Origin of the sequence: Streptomyces sp. NPDC099050 (assembly GCF_044759865.1) — a bacterium.
Taxonomy (GTDB): domain Bacteria; phylum Actinomycetota; class Actinomycetes; order Streptomycetales; family Streptomycetaceae; genus Streptomyces.
On sequence record NZ_JBIWAE010000001.1, the window covers coordinates 308,128 to 323,649 of the forward strand.

At 71.2% G+C, this 15,522-nt stretch carries 11 protein-coding genes; 7 read left to right on the plus strand and 4 right to left on the minus strand.

Annotation, left to right across the window (positions count from 1 at the left end):
• Positions 1-264: 264 nt before the first annotated feature.
• The 3 genes from ACIQV3_RS01410 to ACIQV3_RS01420 form a co-directional block, all read right to left on the minus strand.
• Complete coding sequence (locus ACIQV3_RS01410; protein WP_403708555.1) at positions 265-426, minus strand: hypothetical protein; 162 nt, start codon at positions 424-426, stop codon at positions 265-267.
• 145 nt (positions 427-571) lie between these two features.
• Positions 572-2,323, minus strand: a complete 1,752-nt coding sequence (locus ACIQV3_RS01415; protein ID WP_403708557.1) for a ThuA domain-containing protein — start codon at positions 2,321-2,323, stop codon at positions 572-574.
• A 17-nt stretch (positions 2,324-2,340) separates the two neighbouring features.
• Entirely contained in the window at positions 2,341-5,187 is a 2,847-nt protein-coding gene (locus ACIQV3_RS01420; protein ID WP_403708559.1) for a PQQ-dependent sugar dehydrogenase, read from the minus strand.
• 414 nt (positions 5,188-5,601) lie between these two features.
• Here ACIQV3_RS01420 and ACIQV3_RS01425 point away from each other — a divergent pair, with 414 nt between their 5' ends.
• The 6 genes from ACIQV3_RS01425 to ACIQV3_RS01450 all read left to right on the plus strand — a co-directional run bounded on the left by ACIQV3_RS01425 (position 5,602) and on the right by ACIQV3_RS01450 (position 13,151).
• On the plus strand, positions 5,602-6,783 hold the full coding sequence (locus tag ACIQV3_RS01425; RefSeq protein ID WP_403709132.1) for an ROK family protein: 1,182 nt from the start codon (positions 5,602-5,604) through the stop codon (positions 6,781-6,783).
• 254 nt (positions 6,784-7,037) lie between these two features.
• Positions 7,038-8,561 (plus strand): sugar ABC transporter ATP-binding protein, encoded by a 1,524-nt coding sequence (locus ACIQV3_RS01430; RefSeq protein WP_403708561.1) that lies wholly within the window; start codon positions 7,038-7,040, stop codon positions 8,559-8,561.
• Positions 8,558-9,589, plus strand: a complete 1,032-nt coding sequence (locus ACIQV3_RS01435) for an ABC transporter permease (protein WP_403708563.1) — start codon at positions 8,558-8,560, stop codon at positions 9,587-9,589. Before ACIQV3_RS01430 ends, ACIQV3_RS01435 begins: the two co-directional genes overlap by 4 nt.
• A gap of 128 nt (positions 9,590-9,717) precedes the next feature.
• Complete coding sequence (locus ACIQV3_RS01440) at positions 9,718-10,764, plus strand: substrate-binding domain-containing protein (RefSeq protein WP_403708565.1); 1,047 nt, start codon at positions 9,718-9,720, stop codon at positions 10,762-10,764.
• Positions 10,765-10,885: 121 nt separating this feature from the next.
• Positions 10,886-12,127, plus strand: coding sequence for a Gfo/Idh/MocA family protein (locus ACIQV3_RS01445; RefSeq protein WP_403708567.1), 1,242 nt, complete (start codon positions 10,886-10,888; stop codon positions 12,125-12,127).
• Positions 12,128-12,143: 16 nt separating this feature from the next.
• Entirely contained in the window at positions 12,144-13,151 is a 1,008-nt protein-coding gene (locus ACIQV3_RS01450) for a sugar phosphate isomerase/epimerase family protein (protein ID WP_403708569.1), read from the plus strand.
• Between the two features lie 52 nt (positions 13,152-13,203).
• Here the strand turns inward: ACIQV3_RS01450 and ACIQV3_RS01455 are convergent, their stop codons facing one another.
• Positions 13,204-14,376 carry a PucR family transcriptional regulator gene (locus tag ACIQV3_RS01455; RefSeq protein ID WP_403708571.1) on the minus strand — a complete coding sequence of 391 codons (1,173 nt, stop codon included), beginning with the start codon at positions 14,374-14,376 and terminating at the stop codon, positions 13,204-13,206.
• Positions 14,377-14,462: 86 nt separating this feature from the next.
• Here ACIQV3_RS01455 and ACIQV3_RS01460 point away from each other — a divergent pair, with 86 nt between their 5' ends.
• Entirely contained in the window at positions 14,463-15,518 is a 1,056-nt protein-coding gene (locus tag ACIQV3_RS01460) for a ferredoxin reductase (protein WP_403708573.1), read from the plus strand.
• Positions 15,519-15,522 lie beyond the last annotated feature (4 nt).

Genomic DNA, 15,522 nt, shown 5'->3' on the forward strand with positions numbered 1-15,522 from the left:
ACGTCGCAGGTCGAACCTGAGCATCGCCCTGCCGGCCCTGCCGGCCCTTGCCGGCCCGAGACGGCACGTTGCTGCCGATGGACACGGTCCGCCGCCAGGTGCCGGACGATGTTTTCCACGGCCTACTGCGGCCATCGCCGGCGGTTCTGGGTCACGCGCCACACCGGGACGGGGCGTAACGGGGGTCGCAGTGGCCCCGCCCTGCGGCCCGCGGAGCGGGAACGCCCCGGCCTGAGTGCCGAGCGGGTCAGTCCTTTCTGCCTCTCACCCGTGCGCGTAGGCCGCGGGGTCGTCCAGGACCCGCTCGTGCGACGGAGTGTGGAGCGTCAGCTCCCTGTCCAGCGAGGGCGGCAACCAGGGCGCCAGCCGCGACAGCGACCCGCCGAGGACCACGGCCTGCGGATCGAGCAGGTTCACGGCGCCCACGAGTGCGATGTTCTCCCACGGGATCGCGCAGGTGCTGTGGGAGCCCGGCGGAGCCCGGCGCAGCGGCCGGGACTCCCGCCCGGACGATCGTAGGGCCGCTTCGGTCACCCGCAACGGCCCTACGGCCAGGTGTCGGACGGGACGGTCAGGGCAGGATCCACTTCTGGTTGGGGCCGGTGTGGCAGGTCCACAGGTGGACCGGGGTTCCGTCGTTCCAGGTGCCCCCGGAGGCGTCCAGGCATTTGGCGGACTGCGGGTTGCGGACCGTGCCGTCGGCCTGGGCGGTCCACTTCTGGGCGCCGGTGCCGTTGCAGGTCCACAGCTGGACCCTCGTGCCGTTGGCGCCGGCGCCGCCCGACACGTCCAGGCACTTGCCGAGCGCGCGCACCGTGCCGTCGTCGGAGGGCGTCCACTTCTGGGCAGCGGAACCGTTGCACGTCCAGATCTGTACCCGCGTCCCGTCGGCGCTGTTGGCGCCGTCGACGTCCAGGCACTTGCCGTTGACGCCCTTCACCTCACCCGTGCGGGGACCGGGCTGCTGTCCGCCGCCCTGCTTGATCCGGACGTTGCGGAAGGCCACCTCGTCGCCGTCCCCGTGGTTCTGGATGCCGACGTGGCCCTGACGCAGGCTCCGGGCCGGATCGGCATGGGTGAAGTCGTTGATCTTGCTGCCGTTCAGGAAGACCTCCAGCCGTTCGCCGGTCACCCGCAGTTCGTACGTGTTCCACTCGCCCGGCGGATTCAGCGCGGCGTCGCGGGCGGCGATGTCGGCGGACCGGAAGCCGTAGACGGATCCCGTGGTGCGATCGGCGGAGTCGGTGGCGTCGATCTGGACCTCGTAGCCGTTGTTCACCGCGGACCACGGGTCGTCGGAAGCCGGAAAGCCCACGAGCACACCGGAGTTGTCGTCCGCGGTCGCCTTCCAGTCGACCTTGAGGGAGTAGTCGCCGGTGAACTCCCGCGCGGAGTACCAGAGCATGCCCAGCCCGCCCCGGGTGACGAGACTGCCGTCCACCAGGTCGAATCCGCCCGGTCCCGCCTGCTTCCAGCCGGTGGTGGACGAGCCGTCGAAGAGAGCCGTGTAACCGGACTCGGGCCGGCAGTCCGCCTCGGTCATCCCCGCGGCCCAGCGGATGCCGCCGAGCAGGTGCCGCAGGAAGGCGGGCTCGGTGTAGGACGCGTCGGTGTGTCCGCCGCCGGTGTAGAAGGCCCGGCCGCCCCGGTAATCCTTGCACCAGGCGATGGGATGGTCTCCCGCCATGTTCCCGCCCGAGTAGCTGGACTCGTCGAGGGAGGCCAGGACGCGGGCGCTGGTGCGCGGGTTGGTGCGGTAGTTGTACCACTCGTCGGTGCGCTGCCAGGTGGATCCCAGATGCGCGGTGGCGTCGTGGGCCCGGTCCTCCACCCGGACGCCGGCGGACTGGATGGCCGGGTGGGAGTGGAAGAGGGCCCCGGCCAGGCCTTCGTAGAAGGGCCAGTCGTACTCGGTGTCGGCGGCGGCGTGGATGCCGACGTATCCGCCGCCGCCCTGGACGTACTGCTCGAAGGCGGTCTGCTGGGCGGCGTTCAGCACGTCGCCCGTGGTCGACAGGAAGACGACAGTCCGGTACGTAACGAGGTTCGTGGTGGTGAAGCTCTGGGCGTCCTCGGTGCTGTCGACGGTGAAGCCGTTCGCCGTGCCGAGGCCGCGGAGGGCCGCGATGCCGTCGTCGATCGACGAGTGCCGGAAGCCGGCCGTCTTGGAGAACACGAGGATCCGGTACGCCGGATCGGCGGCCGCGCGCTCTTGCGCGGCGGGGGAGTGGCTCACGGGGGCGGGCAGGGCCGTGGCCTGGGGGGCCAGACCGAGCACCGCGCCGGCGAACAGGCCGATGAGTGCTCTGAGATGGGTACGCATGAACGGACGCCTCCTTCCTACGGCAGGGTCCACTTCTGGTTGGGGCCGGTGTGGCAGGTCCACAGGTGGACCGGGGTTCCGTCGTTCCAGGTGCCGCCCGAGGCGTCCAGGCACTTGCCGGACTGCGGGTTGCGGACCGTGCCGTCGGCCTGGGCCGCCCACTTCTGGGCCTCCGTACCGTTGCAGGTCCACAGCTGGACCTTCGTGCCGTTGGCGCCGGCGCCGCCCGACACGTCCAGGCACTTGCCGAGCGCCCGCAGCGTGCCGTCCGCGGGAACCGTCCACGCCTGGGCAGCGGATCCGTTGCACGTCCAGATCTGCGCCCGCGTACCGTCGGCCGTGCCGGCGCCGTCGATGTCCAGGCACTTCCCGTTGACGCCCTTCACCTCGCCCGGGCCGGATCCGACGGCGGAGGTGGTGAAGGAGAACTCGTCGATGTCGAACAGGGAACCACTGCCCCCCTTGAAGACGAGGTGGAGCGTCGTCGAGCCGGCCGGCTGGTTGACGAGGGTGGTCGTGACGTCCTGGAAGGTCTCCCAGCCGCCCGTCACCGGCACGGTCGCCGTGCCGAGCAGCGTGCCGGCCGGGGACCCGGCACGCACCTCGATGGTGCCGCCCGTGCCCGCCGAGGAGACCCGCGCGGTGAACCGCGTCACCCTGTCCAGCGCGTACGGGGTGAAGGAGATCCAGTCGCCGCTCTCGATGTAGCCGACGGTCTTGCCGCCGTGCGCCGGGGCGTGGCTGACCACCTGGACACCGGCGGAGGCGCCGTAGTGCTCGGCCTGCCGGTGGGTCGGCTGGGTGAGGTGCTGGTCGTGCGTGGTCAGTGCGGGCTGGCCGTTCGCGCCCTTGTCCGTGTACTCGGCGTCGACGACGCCGAAGATGTTGGCGTTGGGGTCGTGCTCGCCGTCCGCCAGGGTCTGGAGGGTGCCGGAGCAGCCCGTGGCCGAGGTCTGCGGATGGCCGTGGCTGTCGTGCCCGACGATGAAGTTGACCTTCACCTTGGAGCAGTCGATGGCGCCGTCCTCCGGGTCGGTGACCGTCACCTGGAAGGGGATCGCGGCGCCGAAGTCGTAGATGCCGCCGGTCACGGGCAGCTCCAGCTTCACCGTGGGGGCGGTGTTCCCGACGGTGATCCGCACGGAGGCCGTCGCGGACTTTCCGGTGGGGTCCGTGACCTTCAGCGTGGCCGTGTACTGGCCGTTGGCGGTGTAGGAGTGGGAAGGATTGGCGGCCGTGGAGGTGGTGCCGTCACCGAAGGTCCAGGCGTAGCCGAGGGCGCCACCGTCCGGGTCGCTGCTGCCGGCAGAGGAGAACGGGACGGACAGCGGTGCCTTGCCGGAGGTGACCGAGGCCTTGGCCTGCGCGGTCGGTGCGAGACCGTCGGTGACGTGTTCGATGCGGTACAGGGCCGAGTTCTCGTCGCCGTTGAAGTAGCCGGTGCCGTAGTCGAGGACGTACAGGGCTCCGTCGGGGCCGAAGGCCATGTCCATCACCTGGGTGCCGCTCCAGGCGACCGGCTCGATGGCCTGCACGGTGCCGGCGCCGTCCGCCTCGATGCGTTTGATCCAGCGGCGGCCGAACTCGCCCGCGAAGTAGTCACCGTCGTACTCCTGCGGGAACTTCACCCCGGAGGTCGACGCGGCGTCGTAGCGGTAGACCGGGCCGCCCATCGGGGACTCCGAGCCGCTGCCGAACTCCGGCACGGAGCCGCCGTCGTACGGGATCCAGGCGGGCCGGGCCGGCGGCAGATCGGTCAGGCCGGTGTTGCGGGGCGAGCTGTTCCTGGGGGCGGCGCAGTCGAAGGCGGAGCCCGAGGTGCCGGTGGCGAAGTCGTAGTCGACGTAAGGGTCGTTGTCGCCGGTGCAGTACGGCCAGCCGTAGTTGCCCGCCTGGGTGATGCGGTTGAACTCCACTTGGCCGGCGGGGCCCCGCGAGGGACTGGCGCTGCCGGCATCGGGGCCGTAGTCGCCGAGGTAGACGATTCCCGTGGCCTTGTCGACGCTCATCCGGAAGGGATTGCGGAAACCCATGGCGTAGATCTCGGGGCGGGTCTTCGCGGTGCCGGGCGGGAAGAGGTTGCCGGTCGGGATCGAGTACGACCCATCGGCGTTGACCTTGATCCGCAGCACCTTGCCGCGCAGGTCGTTGGTGTTGCCGGCGGAACGCTGGGCGTCGTAGGCGGGGTTGCGGTTGGGGCGCTCGTCGATCGGGGTGTAGCTGTCCGAGGCGAAGGGGTTGGTGTCGTCGCCCGAGGACAGGTACAGGTTGCCGGCCGCGTCGAAGTCGATGTCGCCCCCGACGTGGCAGCAGATGCCACGGGAGGCCGGCACGTCGAGGATCTTCTTCTCGCTCCCGAGGTCCAGGGTCCCGTCGGTCTTCAGGACGAACCGGGAGAGCCGGTTGACCCCATCGAACGGGGTGAAGGCGCCGGCCGTGCCGTCCGCCGGGGCATCACCGCCCGGGGTGGTGAGCTTCGGCGCGTAGTAGAGGTAGACGTGACGGTTCGTCGAGAAGCCGGGATCGGCCGCGACGCCCTGCAGACCTTCCTCGTCGTGGCTGTACACCTCGACCTTGCCCGCCACGGCGGTGTTTCCCGCCGCATCCGTCCTGCGGACGGTGCCGTCGCGCGAGGTGTGCAGCACCGAGCGGTCGGGCAGCACCGTCAGTGTCATGGGCTCGCCCATCTCGGCGACCCCCTTGGCCAAGGTGACCTGCTGGAAATCGTATGCGGCCGACGTGTGCGCCGCACCGCCTTCCTGTCTGGGGGCAGCGCCGGCCGGCGGCACCGGCAGGAGACAGCCGAGGGTGCACGCCACAGCGGTCAGTAGGAAGCGGACGCGTCTGTGTCCGGGCGGGCTCATGCGCACAGAGCTCTCCTGAAGTAAGAGGGGGGTGATGGCAAGCCTCGACGGACCGCTGTGCGTGGCCGCCGGCGTGTGCCGTCGTGCCTTCGGGGGCGGTACCTCGCTTCAACAGCGGTGTGTTTCACGGAAGTTAGCGGGCTTCGTCGGAGTCCGTAACCCGGTGCGCGCGAGTTCTCGCAACTTTCTCCATCGACGGGACAAAGCCCCCTTCGGTGCGCGGTGGACGCGGCAGCGGAGACGGGCCGGATGCCGTCGCACCGACCTTTGTCCTCACCTCGGCGAAAGTCGAAGGGAACCGTGCGCAAGTTCTTCCGTGCTGAGAGGAGTGCTGCTACGTTCCGTCGAAAGCACAGACGGTCAGCGGAAGTTGACCGATCGGAACCGGTTGTGGAGGAGGGACACGTGCGACGCATGACGGCTCGGCCAGGCAACGCCCATCAGGCTCGACTGCTCCGTCTGCTGCGGGACGGCGGCCCCAACTCCCGCGCACAGCTGGGCGATCATGTCGACCTCTCGCGATCCAAGCTGGCGGTGGAAGTGGAACGCCTCCTGGAGACCGGACTCGTGGTCGCGGACGGGCTCGCCGCCTCGCGTGGCGGCCGCCGCTCGCACAACATCCGGCTGGCGCCCACCCTGCGCTTCCTCGCCGTGGACATCGGCGCCACCTCGATCGACGTCGCGGTGACCAACGCCGAGTTGGAGATCCTGGGGCACCTCAACCATTCCATGGACGTGCGCGAAGGCCCCGTCGCGGTCTTCGAGCAGGTTCTGTCGATGACCGCCAAGCTCAAGGCATCCGGCCTGGCCGACGGCCTGGACGGCGCGGGCATCGGCGTACCGGGACCGGTCCGCTTTCCCGAGGGAGTCCCGGTGGCTCCTCCCATCATGCCCGGATGGGACGGGTTCCCCGTCCGGGAAGCGCTCAGCCAGGAACTGGGCTGCCCCGTGATGGTCGACAACGACGCGAACCTGATGGCCATGGGGGAGCAGCACGCGGGTGTGGCCCGGTCCGTGAGCGATTTCCTCTACGTCAAGATCGGCACCGGAATCGGCTGCGGCATCATCGCGGGGGGCAACGTCCACCGCGGCCCGACGGGCAGCGCCGGCGACATCGGGCACATCCAGGTCGACCCGGAGGGGCGGGTGTGCGGATGCGGCAACAGGGGTTGCCTGGAAGCCCACTTCAGCGGAGCGGCGCTGGCCCGCGACGCCGAGGACGCGGCGCGCGGCGGTCGCTCGCCCGAACTCGCCGCGCGGCTGGAGGCGGCCGGGAAGCTGACGGCGCAGGACGTCTCCGCGGCGGCCGTCGCGGGTGACGCGGCGGCCCTGGACCTGATCAGGGCGGGCGGTGACCGGGTCGGTCAGGTCATCGCGGGCCTCGTCAGCTTCTTCAACCCGGGGATGGTCGTGATCGGGGGAGGGGTGACGGGGCTCGGGCACACGCTCCTGGCGAGCGTGCGCACCCAGGTGTACCGGCGCTCCCTCCCCCTGGCGACCAGGAACCTGCCGATCGTCCTCGGTGAACTGGGCTCGACCGCCGGCGTGATCGGCGCCGCCCGCCTCATCAGCGACCACTTGTTCTCCCCGGCCTGACCCCGAGCAGACCGACCCGGCCCCGAGCCGGCCGGCACGCACCCGCCGGATCCCGGCAGGCTCCCGCCGATCCCGGCATGCACCCGCCGAGTCCGGCACGCACGAGGCCGACCCCGTACGCACCCGCCGGCGTTCGTCCTGGCATGCCAGGCCCGCCGCCACCGCCGCCACCGCCCCCGCCGCCACCGCTCGCTCCAGCCCCGCGCCGCGTACCGCCCGCTCACGGCCCTCCCGCACCCAGCCGAGGAATCGTCATGGCACCCGAACCACCCCTGCTCACCATGTCGGGCATCACCAAATCCTTCCCCGGCGTCCGGGCCCTCGACGGCGTGGACCTGGAGGTCCGCGCCGGAGACGTCCACTGCGTCCTGGGCCAGAACGGTGCCGGCAAATCCACCCTGATAAAGATCCTCGCCGGCGCGCATCAGCCGGACGGGGGACGGATCACCTGGCGCGGCGAGAAGGTGTCGCTGGGCTCCCCGATCGTGGCCATGCGCCTGGGCATCGCCACCATCTACCAGGAACTCGACCTGGTCGAGGGACTGTCCGTCGCGGAGAACGTCTTCCTCGGCCACGAACCCACCTCCGCACGCTTCTTCGTCCGTGCCCGCACCACCCGGACCGAGGCTGCCGCCCTGCTGAAACGTCTCGGCCACGGTGAGATCGACCCCGCCCGCCAAGTCGGTGAGCTCTCCGCGGCCCAGCAGCAGATCGTCTCCATGGCCCGCGCGCTCTCCCACGAAGTACGGCTCATCGTCATGGACGAGCCGTCCGCGGCCCTCGACCCGGAGGAGGTCGACAACCTGTTCAGGACCGTCCGCGACCTGACCGCCGAGGGCGTCGCCGTCATCTACATCTCCCACCGGCTCGAGGAGATCCGACGGATCGGGGACCGCGTCACGGTCCTCAAGGACGGCCGGACCGTCGCGTGCGGGCTGCCCGCCAAGTCCACCTCGACCGACGCGGTCGTGACGCTGATGACCGGCCGCGACGTCGAGCACGTCTTCCAGCCGCGCGCCCACCGAGCGGGAGCCGCCACGACAGAACCCGTACTGCGCGTCGAAGGACTGTGCCGGCAGGGCGAGTTCGCCCCCGTGGACCTGGAGGTGCGGCCCGGCGAGATCGTGGGACTCGCCGGGCTCGTCGGATCGGGACGCAGCGAGATCCTGGAGACCGTCTACGGGGCGCGCAGGCCCACCGCCGGGCGGGTCCTCGTCGACGGCGTGCCCCTGCGGCCCGGCAGCGTCCGCTCCGCCGTCCGCGCCGGCATCGGCCTCGCCCCCGAGGAACGCAAGGCCCAGGGCCTGCTGATGATGGAGTCCGTCACCCGCAACGTCACCGTCGCCACGCTCTCCCGCTTCTCCCGCGGCGGCTGGCTCGACCGCCGGCGGGAGCGGGCCGCAGCCCAATTGGCGACCCGTGAACTGTCCCTGCGCCCCGACAACCCCGACACCCCCGTCCGGAACCTGTCGGGCGGGAACCAGCAGAAGGCGGTGCTCGCCCGCTGGCTGCTGCGCGGCTGCCGCATCCTGCTGCTCGACGAGCCGACCCGAGGCGTGGACATCGGCGCCCGCGCCGAGCTGTACGCCGTGATCAGACGGCTGGCCGACGACGGCCTCGCCGTCCTTCTCGTGTCCAGCGAGGTACCCGAAGTCCTCGGCCTCGCCGACCGCGTGCTGGTGCTGCGCGAGGGCACCGTCGTCCACACCTGCGACGCCCGGGAGCTCGACGAGCACCGCGTACTCGATCTCGTGATGGAAGGGAGCCCGACGGCATGACGCAGTCAGCCACTCCGGCGGGGCAGGACGCGCCGGTCGCACCCGCCCCGTTCGCGCCGGACGGGAAGCCCGCGGCGCACCGGCCGCTCGGCTTCCGACCGGACGTGCGCAACCTGTCCCTACTCGGCGTCCTCGCCGTGCTCGTCGCGGTCGGAGGCATCACCCGGCCCGATTCCTTCCTCGCCACGAGCAACCTGCAACTCGTCCTGACACAGGCGTCCATCATCGGTGTGGTCACCGTCGGCATGACGTTCGTCATCACCGGTGGCGGCATCGACCTGTCGGTGGGGGCCATCGTCGCCCTGGCCTCCGTCTGGGCCACCACGGTGGCCACCCAGGAGTACGGATTCGCCGGGATCCTCTTCACGGCCCTGGCCGTAGGGGTGGGCTGCGGACTGGTGAACGGAGTCCTCGTCGCGTACGGCGGCATGGTCCCCTTCATCGCGACCCTCGCGATGTTCGCCTCCGCGCGGGGTCTCGCCCTCCAGCTCACCGACGGCAAGACCCAGATCGTCACCGTCGACACCGTGCTCGACCTCGGTGTGAAGGACGCCTACCTCCTCGGCGTTCCACCGCTCGCCCTGGTCTTCGCGGCCGTCACCCTCGTCGGCTGGGTCCTGTTCAACCGCACCACCTTCGGGCGCCGGACGGTGGCCGTGGGCGGCAACGCGGAGGCCGCGCGGCTGGCGGGCATCGACGTGCGCCGCCAGCGCCTCCACCTCTACCTCCTGTCCGGTCTGTGCTGCGGCATCGCCGCGTTCATGCTGATCGTCCTGGCCGGCTCCGGGCAGAACACCAACGGCAACCTCTACGAACTCGACGCCATCGCCGCGGCCATCATCGGCGGCACCCTGCTCAGCGGCGGCCGCGGCACCATCGTCGGCTCGGTGCTCGGTGTCCTGGTCTTCACGACGATCACCAACATCTTCGCCCTGAACAACCTGGAGAGCGCCGTCCAGCAGATCGCCAAGGGCGCGATCATCGTCGCCGCCGTCCTCATCCAGCGCCGCACCCTCCGCGACGGCTGACCGCGCCCGATCCCCCTGCTCCTCCCCTCCGCCCGCCCGTTCCTCTTCCCCCCCGCCCGTTCCTCGCCCCCCGCCCGGTCCGGCACCTCCCGCGCCCGGACCGACCCGACCGAAGAGGTGGATCCGCCATGCCCGAAACCCGTACCCCCACCCGCAGAGGACTGCTCCTCGGCACCGCCGCCGTCTCCGCCGGAACGCTCCTGACCGCCTGCACCAGCAACGAACCCAAGAGCAAGGCCGCCGCGCCCCAGGGCGCCCCCGTCGCCACCGACGCGCCGGGCAAGGCCATCACGATCGGCTTCGCGGGACCGCAGGCCGACCACGGCTGGCTCAACGCCATCAACCAGAACGCCAGGGACAGAGCGAAGACGTACCCCGACGTCACGTTGGAGATCACCGAGGGCTCGAACGACACGGCCGCCCAGATCGGCCAGATCCAGACGCTGATCAACAAGAAGGTCGACGTCCTGGTGATCCTGCCCGCCGATGGCAAGGCGCTCACCCAGCTCGGACTTCAGGCCATGGCCGCCGGGATCCCCGTCGTCAACCTGGACCGCGTGTTCGCCTCCCCGCAGTCCTACCGCTGCTGGATCGGCGGCGACAACTACGGAATGGGACTCAACGCCGGGCGCTACATCGGCGAGAAGCTCAAGGACAAGCCCGGCGCCAAGGTCGTGGAACTGGCGGGCCTGGACAACCTGGAACTCACCAAGCAGCGGACTCAGGGCTTCGACGACGCACTGAAGAACTACCCCAACATCACCAAAGTCGCCCGCCAGGCAGCCGAGTTCACCGTCGAGTCCGGTCAGGCCAAGATGGCCCAATTGCTGCAGGCCCAGCCCAAGTTCGACGCACTGTGGAACCACGACGACGACCAAGGGATCGGTGCCCTGCGGGCCATCGCCCAGGCCGGCCGGAAGGACTTCCTGATGGTGGGCGGCGCCGGCGCCCGATCCGCGATGGACGCCATCAAGGCCGACGACAGCGTGCTGAAGGCGACCGTCCTCTACCCGCCGACGATGGCCGCCTCCGCCATCGACCTGGCCCGCGCCCTGGGACAGGGCCGGGGACTCACCGGCATGGCCGAGCTGGAGATCCCGTCCTCCGTGACCCTCTACTCGGCCGTGGTGACCAAGGACAACGTCGACGACTACCTGCCCGTCGGCTTCAACTGACGGCGCGAGCGCTGCCCGGGCGGGCTCCCGGAAGCCCCCACCCGGGCGGGCCCCGGCCCCGTAGCGCTCCACCGAACCGCCATCCGCACCGGCCGCGTCCGGTGCCCGCGAGAGGAGACCCATGCAGGACAGGCACAGCGAGACGGCGCCGCCGCCGACGCTCGGCGTCGGTCTGATCGGATACGCGTTCATGGGCGCCGCGCACTCCCAGGGGTGGCGCACCGCGACCCGCGTGTTCGACCTGCCGCTGCGCCCGGTACTCGCCGCCATGGCCGGCCGGGACCGAGCGGCCGTGCGCGCGGCGGCCGACAGGCACGGCTGGGCCGCCGCGGAGACCGACTGGCGGGCGCTGGTGGCCCGCGACGACGTGCAACTCGTCGACATCTGCGTCCCGGGCGACCGGCACGCGGAGATCGCGATCGCCGCGCTCGACGCGGGCAAGCACGTGCTGTGCGAGAAGCCGCTGGCCAACTCGGTCGCCGAGGCCGAGGCCATGACGGAGGCCGCCGAGCGGGCCGGGGCGCGCGGCCAGGTCGCCATGGTCGGCTTCAACTACCGCCGGGTCCCCGCCATCGCCCACGCCCGCCGGCTCATCGCGGAGCGCCGGATCGGCGCCCTGCGCCACGTACGGCTGACCTACCTCCAGGACTGGCTCGTCGATCCCGAGTTCCCCCTGACCTGGCGGCTGGAGCGCCGGCGCGCCGGTTCCGGCGCACTCGGAGACCTCGGGGCGCACATCGTCGACCTCGCGCAGTTCCTGGCCGGGGAGCCGCTGGTCGGGGTCTCGGCGCAGCTGGAGACGTTCGTCAGGGAGCGGCCCCTGCTCGCGGGGGTGTCGGCCGGGCCGAGCGCATCCGGCGGCACCGGACGGGGACCCGTCACCGTCGACGACGCGGCCGTGTTCACCGGTCGCCTCGCGTCCGGTGCGCTCGCGACCTTCGAGGCGAGCCGGATGGCGCCGGGCCGCAAGAACTCCCTGCGCCTGGAGATCAGCGGTGAACTCGGCTCCCTCGCCTTCGACTTGGAGAGACTCAACGAGCTGCTCTACCACGACCACCGGGAACCGGCCGCCGTCGCCGGCTTCCGGCGCATCCTGGTCACGGAGCCGGACCACCCCTACCTGGAGGCGTGGTGGCCGCCGGGCCACGTGCTGGGGTACGAGCACACCTTCGCCCACCAGGCGCGCGACCTGGTGATGTCCATCGCGGCGGGAACCGACCCCGCGCCGTCGTTCGCGGACGGCCTCCAGGTCCAGCGCGTGCTGGCCGCCGTGGAGGAGAGCGCCGCGAAGAACGCCGTGTACACGCCCGTCCCCGTGCTCGCCCCGGCGCCCGGCGCCGGGCGCGCGCGAGCACAGCTCTGACCGAGGAGAAGAGCCGATGCCCCGTTCCTTCACGCTGTTCACCGGACAGTGGGCCGACCTGCCGCTCGAGCAAGTCTGCGCGTTCGCCCGCGACAACGGCTTCGACGGCCTCGAACTCGCCTGCTGGGGTGACCACTTCGAGGTCGACAAGGCACTGTCCGACCCCTCCTACCTAGACGGCCGGCGGGCCCTGCTGGAGAAGTACGGACTCCGGTGCTGGGCGATCTCCAACCACCTGGTGGGCCAGGCCGTCTGTGACGACCCCATAGACGAACGCCACCGGGGCATCCTGCCCGGCAGGATCTGGGGGGACGGCGAGCCGGAGGGGGTCCGGAGGCGGGCCGCGGCCGAGATCCAGGACACCGCGCGGGCAGCCGCGGCCTTCGGCGTGGACACCGTCGTCGGCTTCACCGGGTCCTCGATCTGGCACCTGGTCGCCATGTTCCCGCCCGTCCCCGAGCGCATGATCGAGCGCGGCTACGAGGACTTCGCCGAGCGCTGGAACCCCGTCCTCGACGTGTTCGACACCGAGGGAGTCCGCTTCGCCCACGAGGTGCACCCCAGCGAGATCGCGTACGACTACTGGACCACCCAAAGGGCCCTGGAAGCCGTCGGGAACCGGCCCGCGTTCGGGCTGAACTTCGACCCGAGCCACTTCGTCTGGCAGGACCTCGACCCGGTCGGCTTCCTCTACGACTTCCGGGACCGGATCTACCACGTCGACTGCAAGGAGGCCCGCAAACGCCTCGACGGACGCAACGGCAGGCTCGGCTCCCACCTGCCGTGGGGCGACCCGAGGCGCGGATGGGACTTCGTCTCGGCCGGACACGGTGACGTCCCCTGGGAGGACGTCTTCCGGATGCTGCGCTCCATCGGCTACGGCGGCCCGATCTCGGTGGAGTGGGAGGACGCGGGGATGGACCGCCTGACCGGAGCCCCCGAGGCGCTCGCCCACCTCAAGCGGTTCGACTTCGACCCGCCGAGCGCCTCCTTCGACGCCGCGTTCTCCGGTCGCGAGCGGTAGCCGCCCACCCAGGAGCCGGAGCTCCGCTCTCGCGGAGCGGCGCACGAGATCCTCATCCCGGCGCCCTACTGGGCCGGCCACCCCCCGCTCGCACCCGGGGGCCGACCGCCAGCGTCAGTTCGAGGACCCGCTGTGGAGATGCGAGGTCCGGGAACAGCTCCCGCACCTGTGCCATCCGGTACCGGACCGTCTGGGGATGGACGAACAGCGCCGCCGCCACCTCGTCCCGCCTGCCCTGGTGCAGCAGCCACGCCCGCAACGTCTCCTCCAGCCGCCGCGCGGTCGCGGCAGGCACGGTCCGGAGCGGCGCGAGGGCTCGAGCGCGCAGGTCCGCGAACGCGTCCGCGTCGGCGCTCAGCACCAGCTCGGGCAGGTGGTCCTCGGTGTCGCGAATGTCAGAGGAGAGGGAGCGCGCGCGTACGGCTCGTGCGTACGAGGCGGACGCGCGGGTCCACGGCCGGGCCGGGCCGACCACGACGGTGCGGTCGGTCAGCTGCCGCAAGAGATGTGGCCGGTCGGCGTCGGGTACGAGCAGCACACCGGTGGCGTCCGGCAGATCATCGAGGACGAGGGTGCTCGGGTCGAGCGCGCGGTAGGCGGGCCGGGCCTGGGCGGCGGGCAGCAGGACCACGGTCAGTGAGACCGGAGGCTGCCACCCGGCCCGTTGAACAGAGGCGAGCAGCACGTCCGGGCTCGCGTCGGCGAGGAGATCGCGGGCCAGGTGTTCCAGGTGGCGCTCGTGAGCCCTGCCCCGGGCGGCCAGTTCGTCGGCGTGGCCCGCGGCGCTCGCGGCGGAGAGCTCGTCGATGTAGGCGAAGGTCAGCTCGGCGAACTTGGCGACCTCGGCGGCGGGCAGACCCGCGGGTACGGCGCCCGCTGCCAGGCATCGCCAGGCCACGCGGGCGCCGACGCGGTAGGCGCTGAGCAGGGCGTCCATCGAGCGGCCGTCGCGCACCTCGCCGCGGCCCAGCTCGTAGGCCGCGTCACCGGCGTCACCGCCCGTGGCGTTGCCGCTCGCGAGGTCCAGGTAGTGCCCCAGGGCGGTGCGGACGGATCGGCGGATGGTGCCGCCCATGCGGCCCGAAAGGGCGTTGGCGTAGGACGGGACCTCGTCGATGATCGCCTGGACGACCTCGTCGGCGGTGCTCTTCAGCGCGGCCCGAACTGCTGTGACCGTCGTCTCATCCAGAGCCAGCTCGCTGGCTCTCCGGACCGCATGCCCCATTTTTTGTTCCCTACGAACAATCCAGCCGATCAGATTCACGTCCTACGGACAGGACTTTACGCCCTGAGGCGCAGCAAGCTGGGGTCATGACGAGCACAGCCCTCCGCAGCAGGGCCTGGAAACTGCTGGAGATGGTCACGACGCCGCTGCTGCCGTCGGACTACCTCGACCTGGTCAGCCCGCTGCGTGCGGGCGCCGACCTGCGTGGGCGCATCGAGGCCGTGCACCCCGAGACGGATGACGCCGCGACCGTCGTGATCAGGCCGGGACGGGGCTGGCGCGGCCACACGGCCGGTCAGTACGTGCGGATCGGGGTAGACGTCGACGGGGTGCGCCTGTGGCGTGCCTACTCGATCACCTCGCCGACGAACCGCCGGGACGGCCGCTTCACGATCACCGTGAAGGCGATCCCGGACGGCAAGGTCAGCAACCACCTGGTCCGCAAGGCGAAACCGGGCACGCTGATCCAGCTCGACCAGTCGACCGGTGATTTCGTGCTGCCGCGGGCCAAGCCCGCCAAAGTGCTCTACCTGACGGCCGGCAGCGGCATCACGCCCGTGATGGGCATGCTGCGCGACACCGAGTTCGACGATGTCGTCATGGTCCACTCCGCGCCACGGCCGCAAGACGTGATCTTCCGCGGCGAGCTGCACGAGCTGGTCGCGGACGAGAAGCTGCGTCTCACCGAGCTGCACACCGACACGGACGGCATGCTCGACATCGCCCGTCTCGACGAACTCGTGCCCGACTGGGCCGAGCGCGAGACCTGGGCCTGCGGACCGGCCGGCCTGCTCGACGCCGCCGAAAAGCACTGGACCGAGCACGGCGTCCAAGAGCGCCTGCACACCGAACGCTTCCGCCCCGGCATCGTCGTCGCCGGCGACGGCGGCGAGGTCACGTTCAGCGCCACCGGCAAGACCGTCGACGCGGACGGCGCCACGCCGTTGCTGGACATCGGCGAGGAGGCCGGCGTGCTCATGCCCTCCGGGTGCCGCATGGGCATCTGCTTCGGCTGCGTCACGCCGCTCAAGTCGGGCGCCGTCCGCGACCTGCGCACCGGCGCGATCACCGAGGCCGAGCCGGGCGTCCTCATCCAGACCTGCGTGTCCGCCGCCGCGGGCCCCTGCGACATCGAACGGTAGGAAC

Excerpts from the sequence above, each read along its gene's own strand:
- ACIQV3_RS01415 (WP_403708557.1), bottom strand. The coding sequence starts at position 2,323 with ATGCGTACCCATCTCAGAGCACTCATCGGCCTGTTCGCCGGCGCGGTG.
- ACIQV3_RS01420 (WP_403708559.1), bottom strand. The coding sequence starts at position 5,187 with ATGAGCCCGCCCGGACACAGACGCGTCCGCTTCCTACTGACCGCTGTG.
- ACIQV3_RS01425 (WP_403709132.1), top strand. The coding sequence starts at position 5,602 with ATGACGGCTCGGCCAGGCAACGCCCATCAGGCTCGACTGCTCCGTCTG.
- ACIQV3_RS01430 (WP_403708561.1), top strand. The coding sequence starts at position 7,038 with ATGGCACCCGAACCACCCCTGCTCACCATGTCGGGCATCACCAAATCC.
- ACIQV3_RS01435 (WP_403708563.1), top strand. The coding sequence starts at position 8,558 with ATGACGCAGTCAGCCACTCCGGCGGGGCAGGACGCGCCGGTCGCACCC.
- ACIQV3_RS01440 (WP_403708565.1), top strand. The coding sequence starts at position 9,718 with ATGCCCGAAACCCGTACCCCCACCCGCAGAGGACTGCTCCTCGGCACC.
- ACIQV3_RS01445 (WP_403708567.1), top strand. The coding sequence starts at position 10,886 with ATGCAGGACAGGCACAGCGAGACGGCGCCGCCGCCGACGCTCGGCGTC.
- ACIQV3_RS01450 (WP_403708569.1), top strand. The coding sequence starts at position 12,144 with ATGCCCCGTTCCTTCACGCTGTTCACCGGACAGTGGGCCGACCTGCCG.
- ACIQV3_RS01455 (WP_403708571.1), bottom strand. The coding sequence starts at position 14,376 with ATGGGGCATGCGGTCCGGAGAGCCAGCGAGCTGGCTCTGGATGAGACG.
- ACIQV3_RS01460 (WP_403708573.1), top strand. The coding sequence starts at position 14,463 with ATGACGAGCACAGCCCTCCGCAGCAGGGCCTGGAAACTGCTGGAGATG.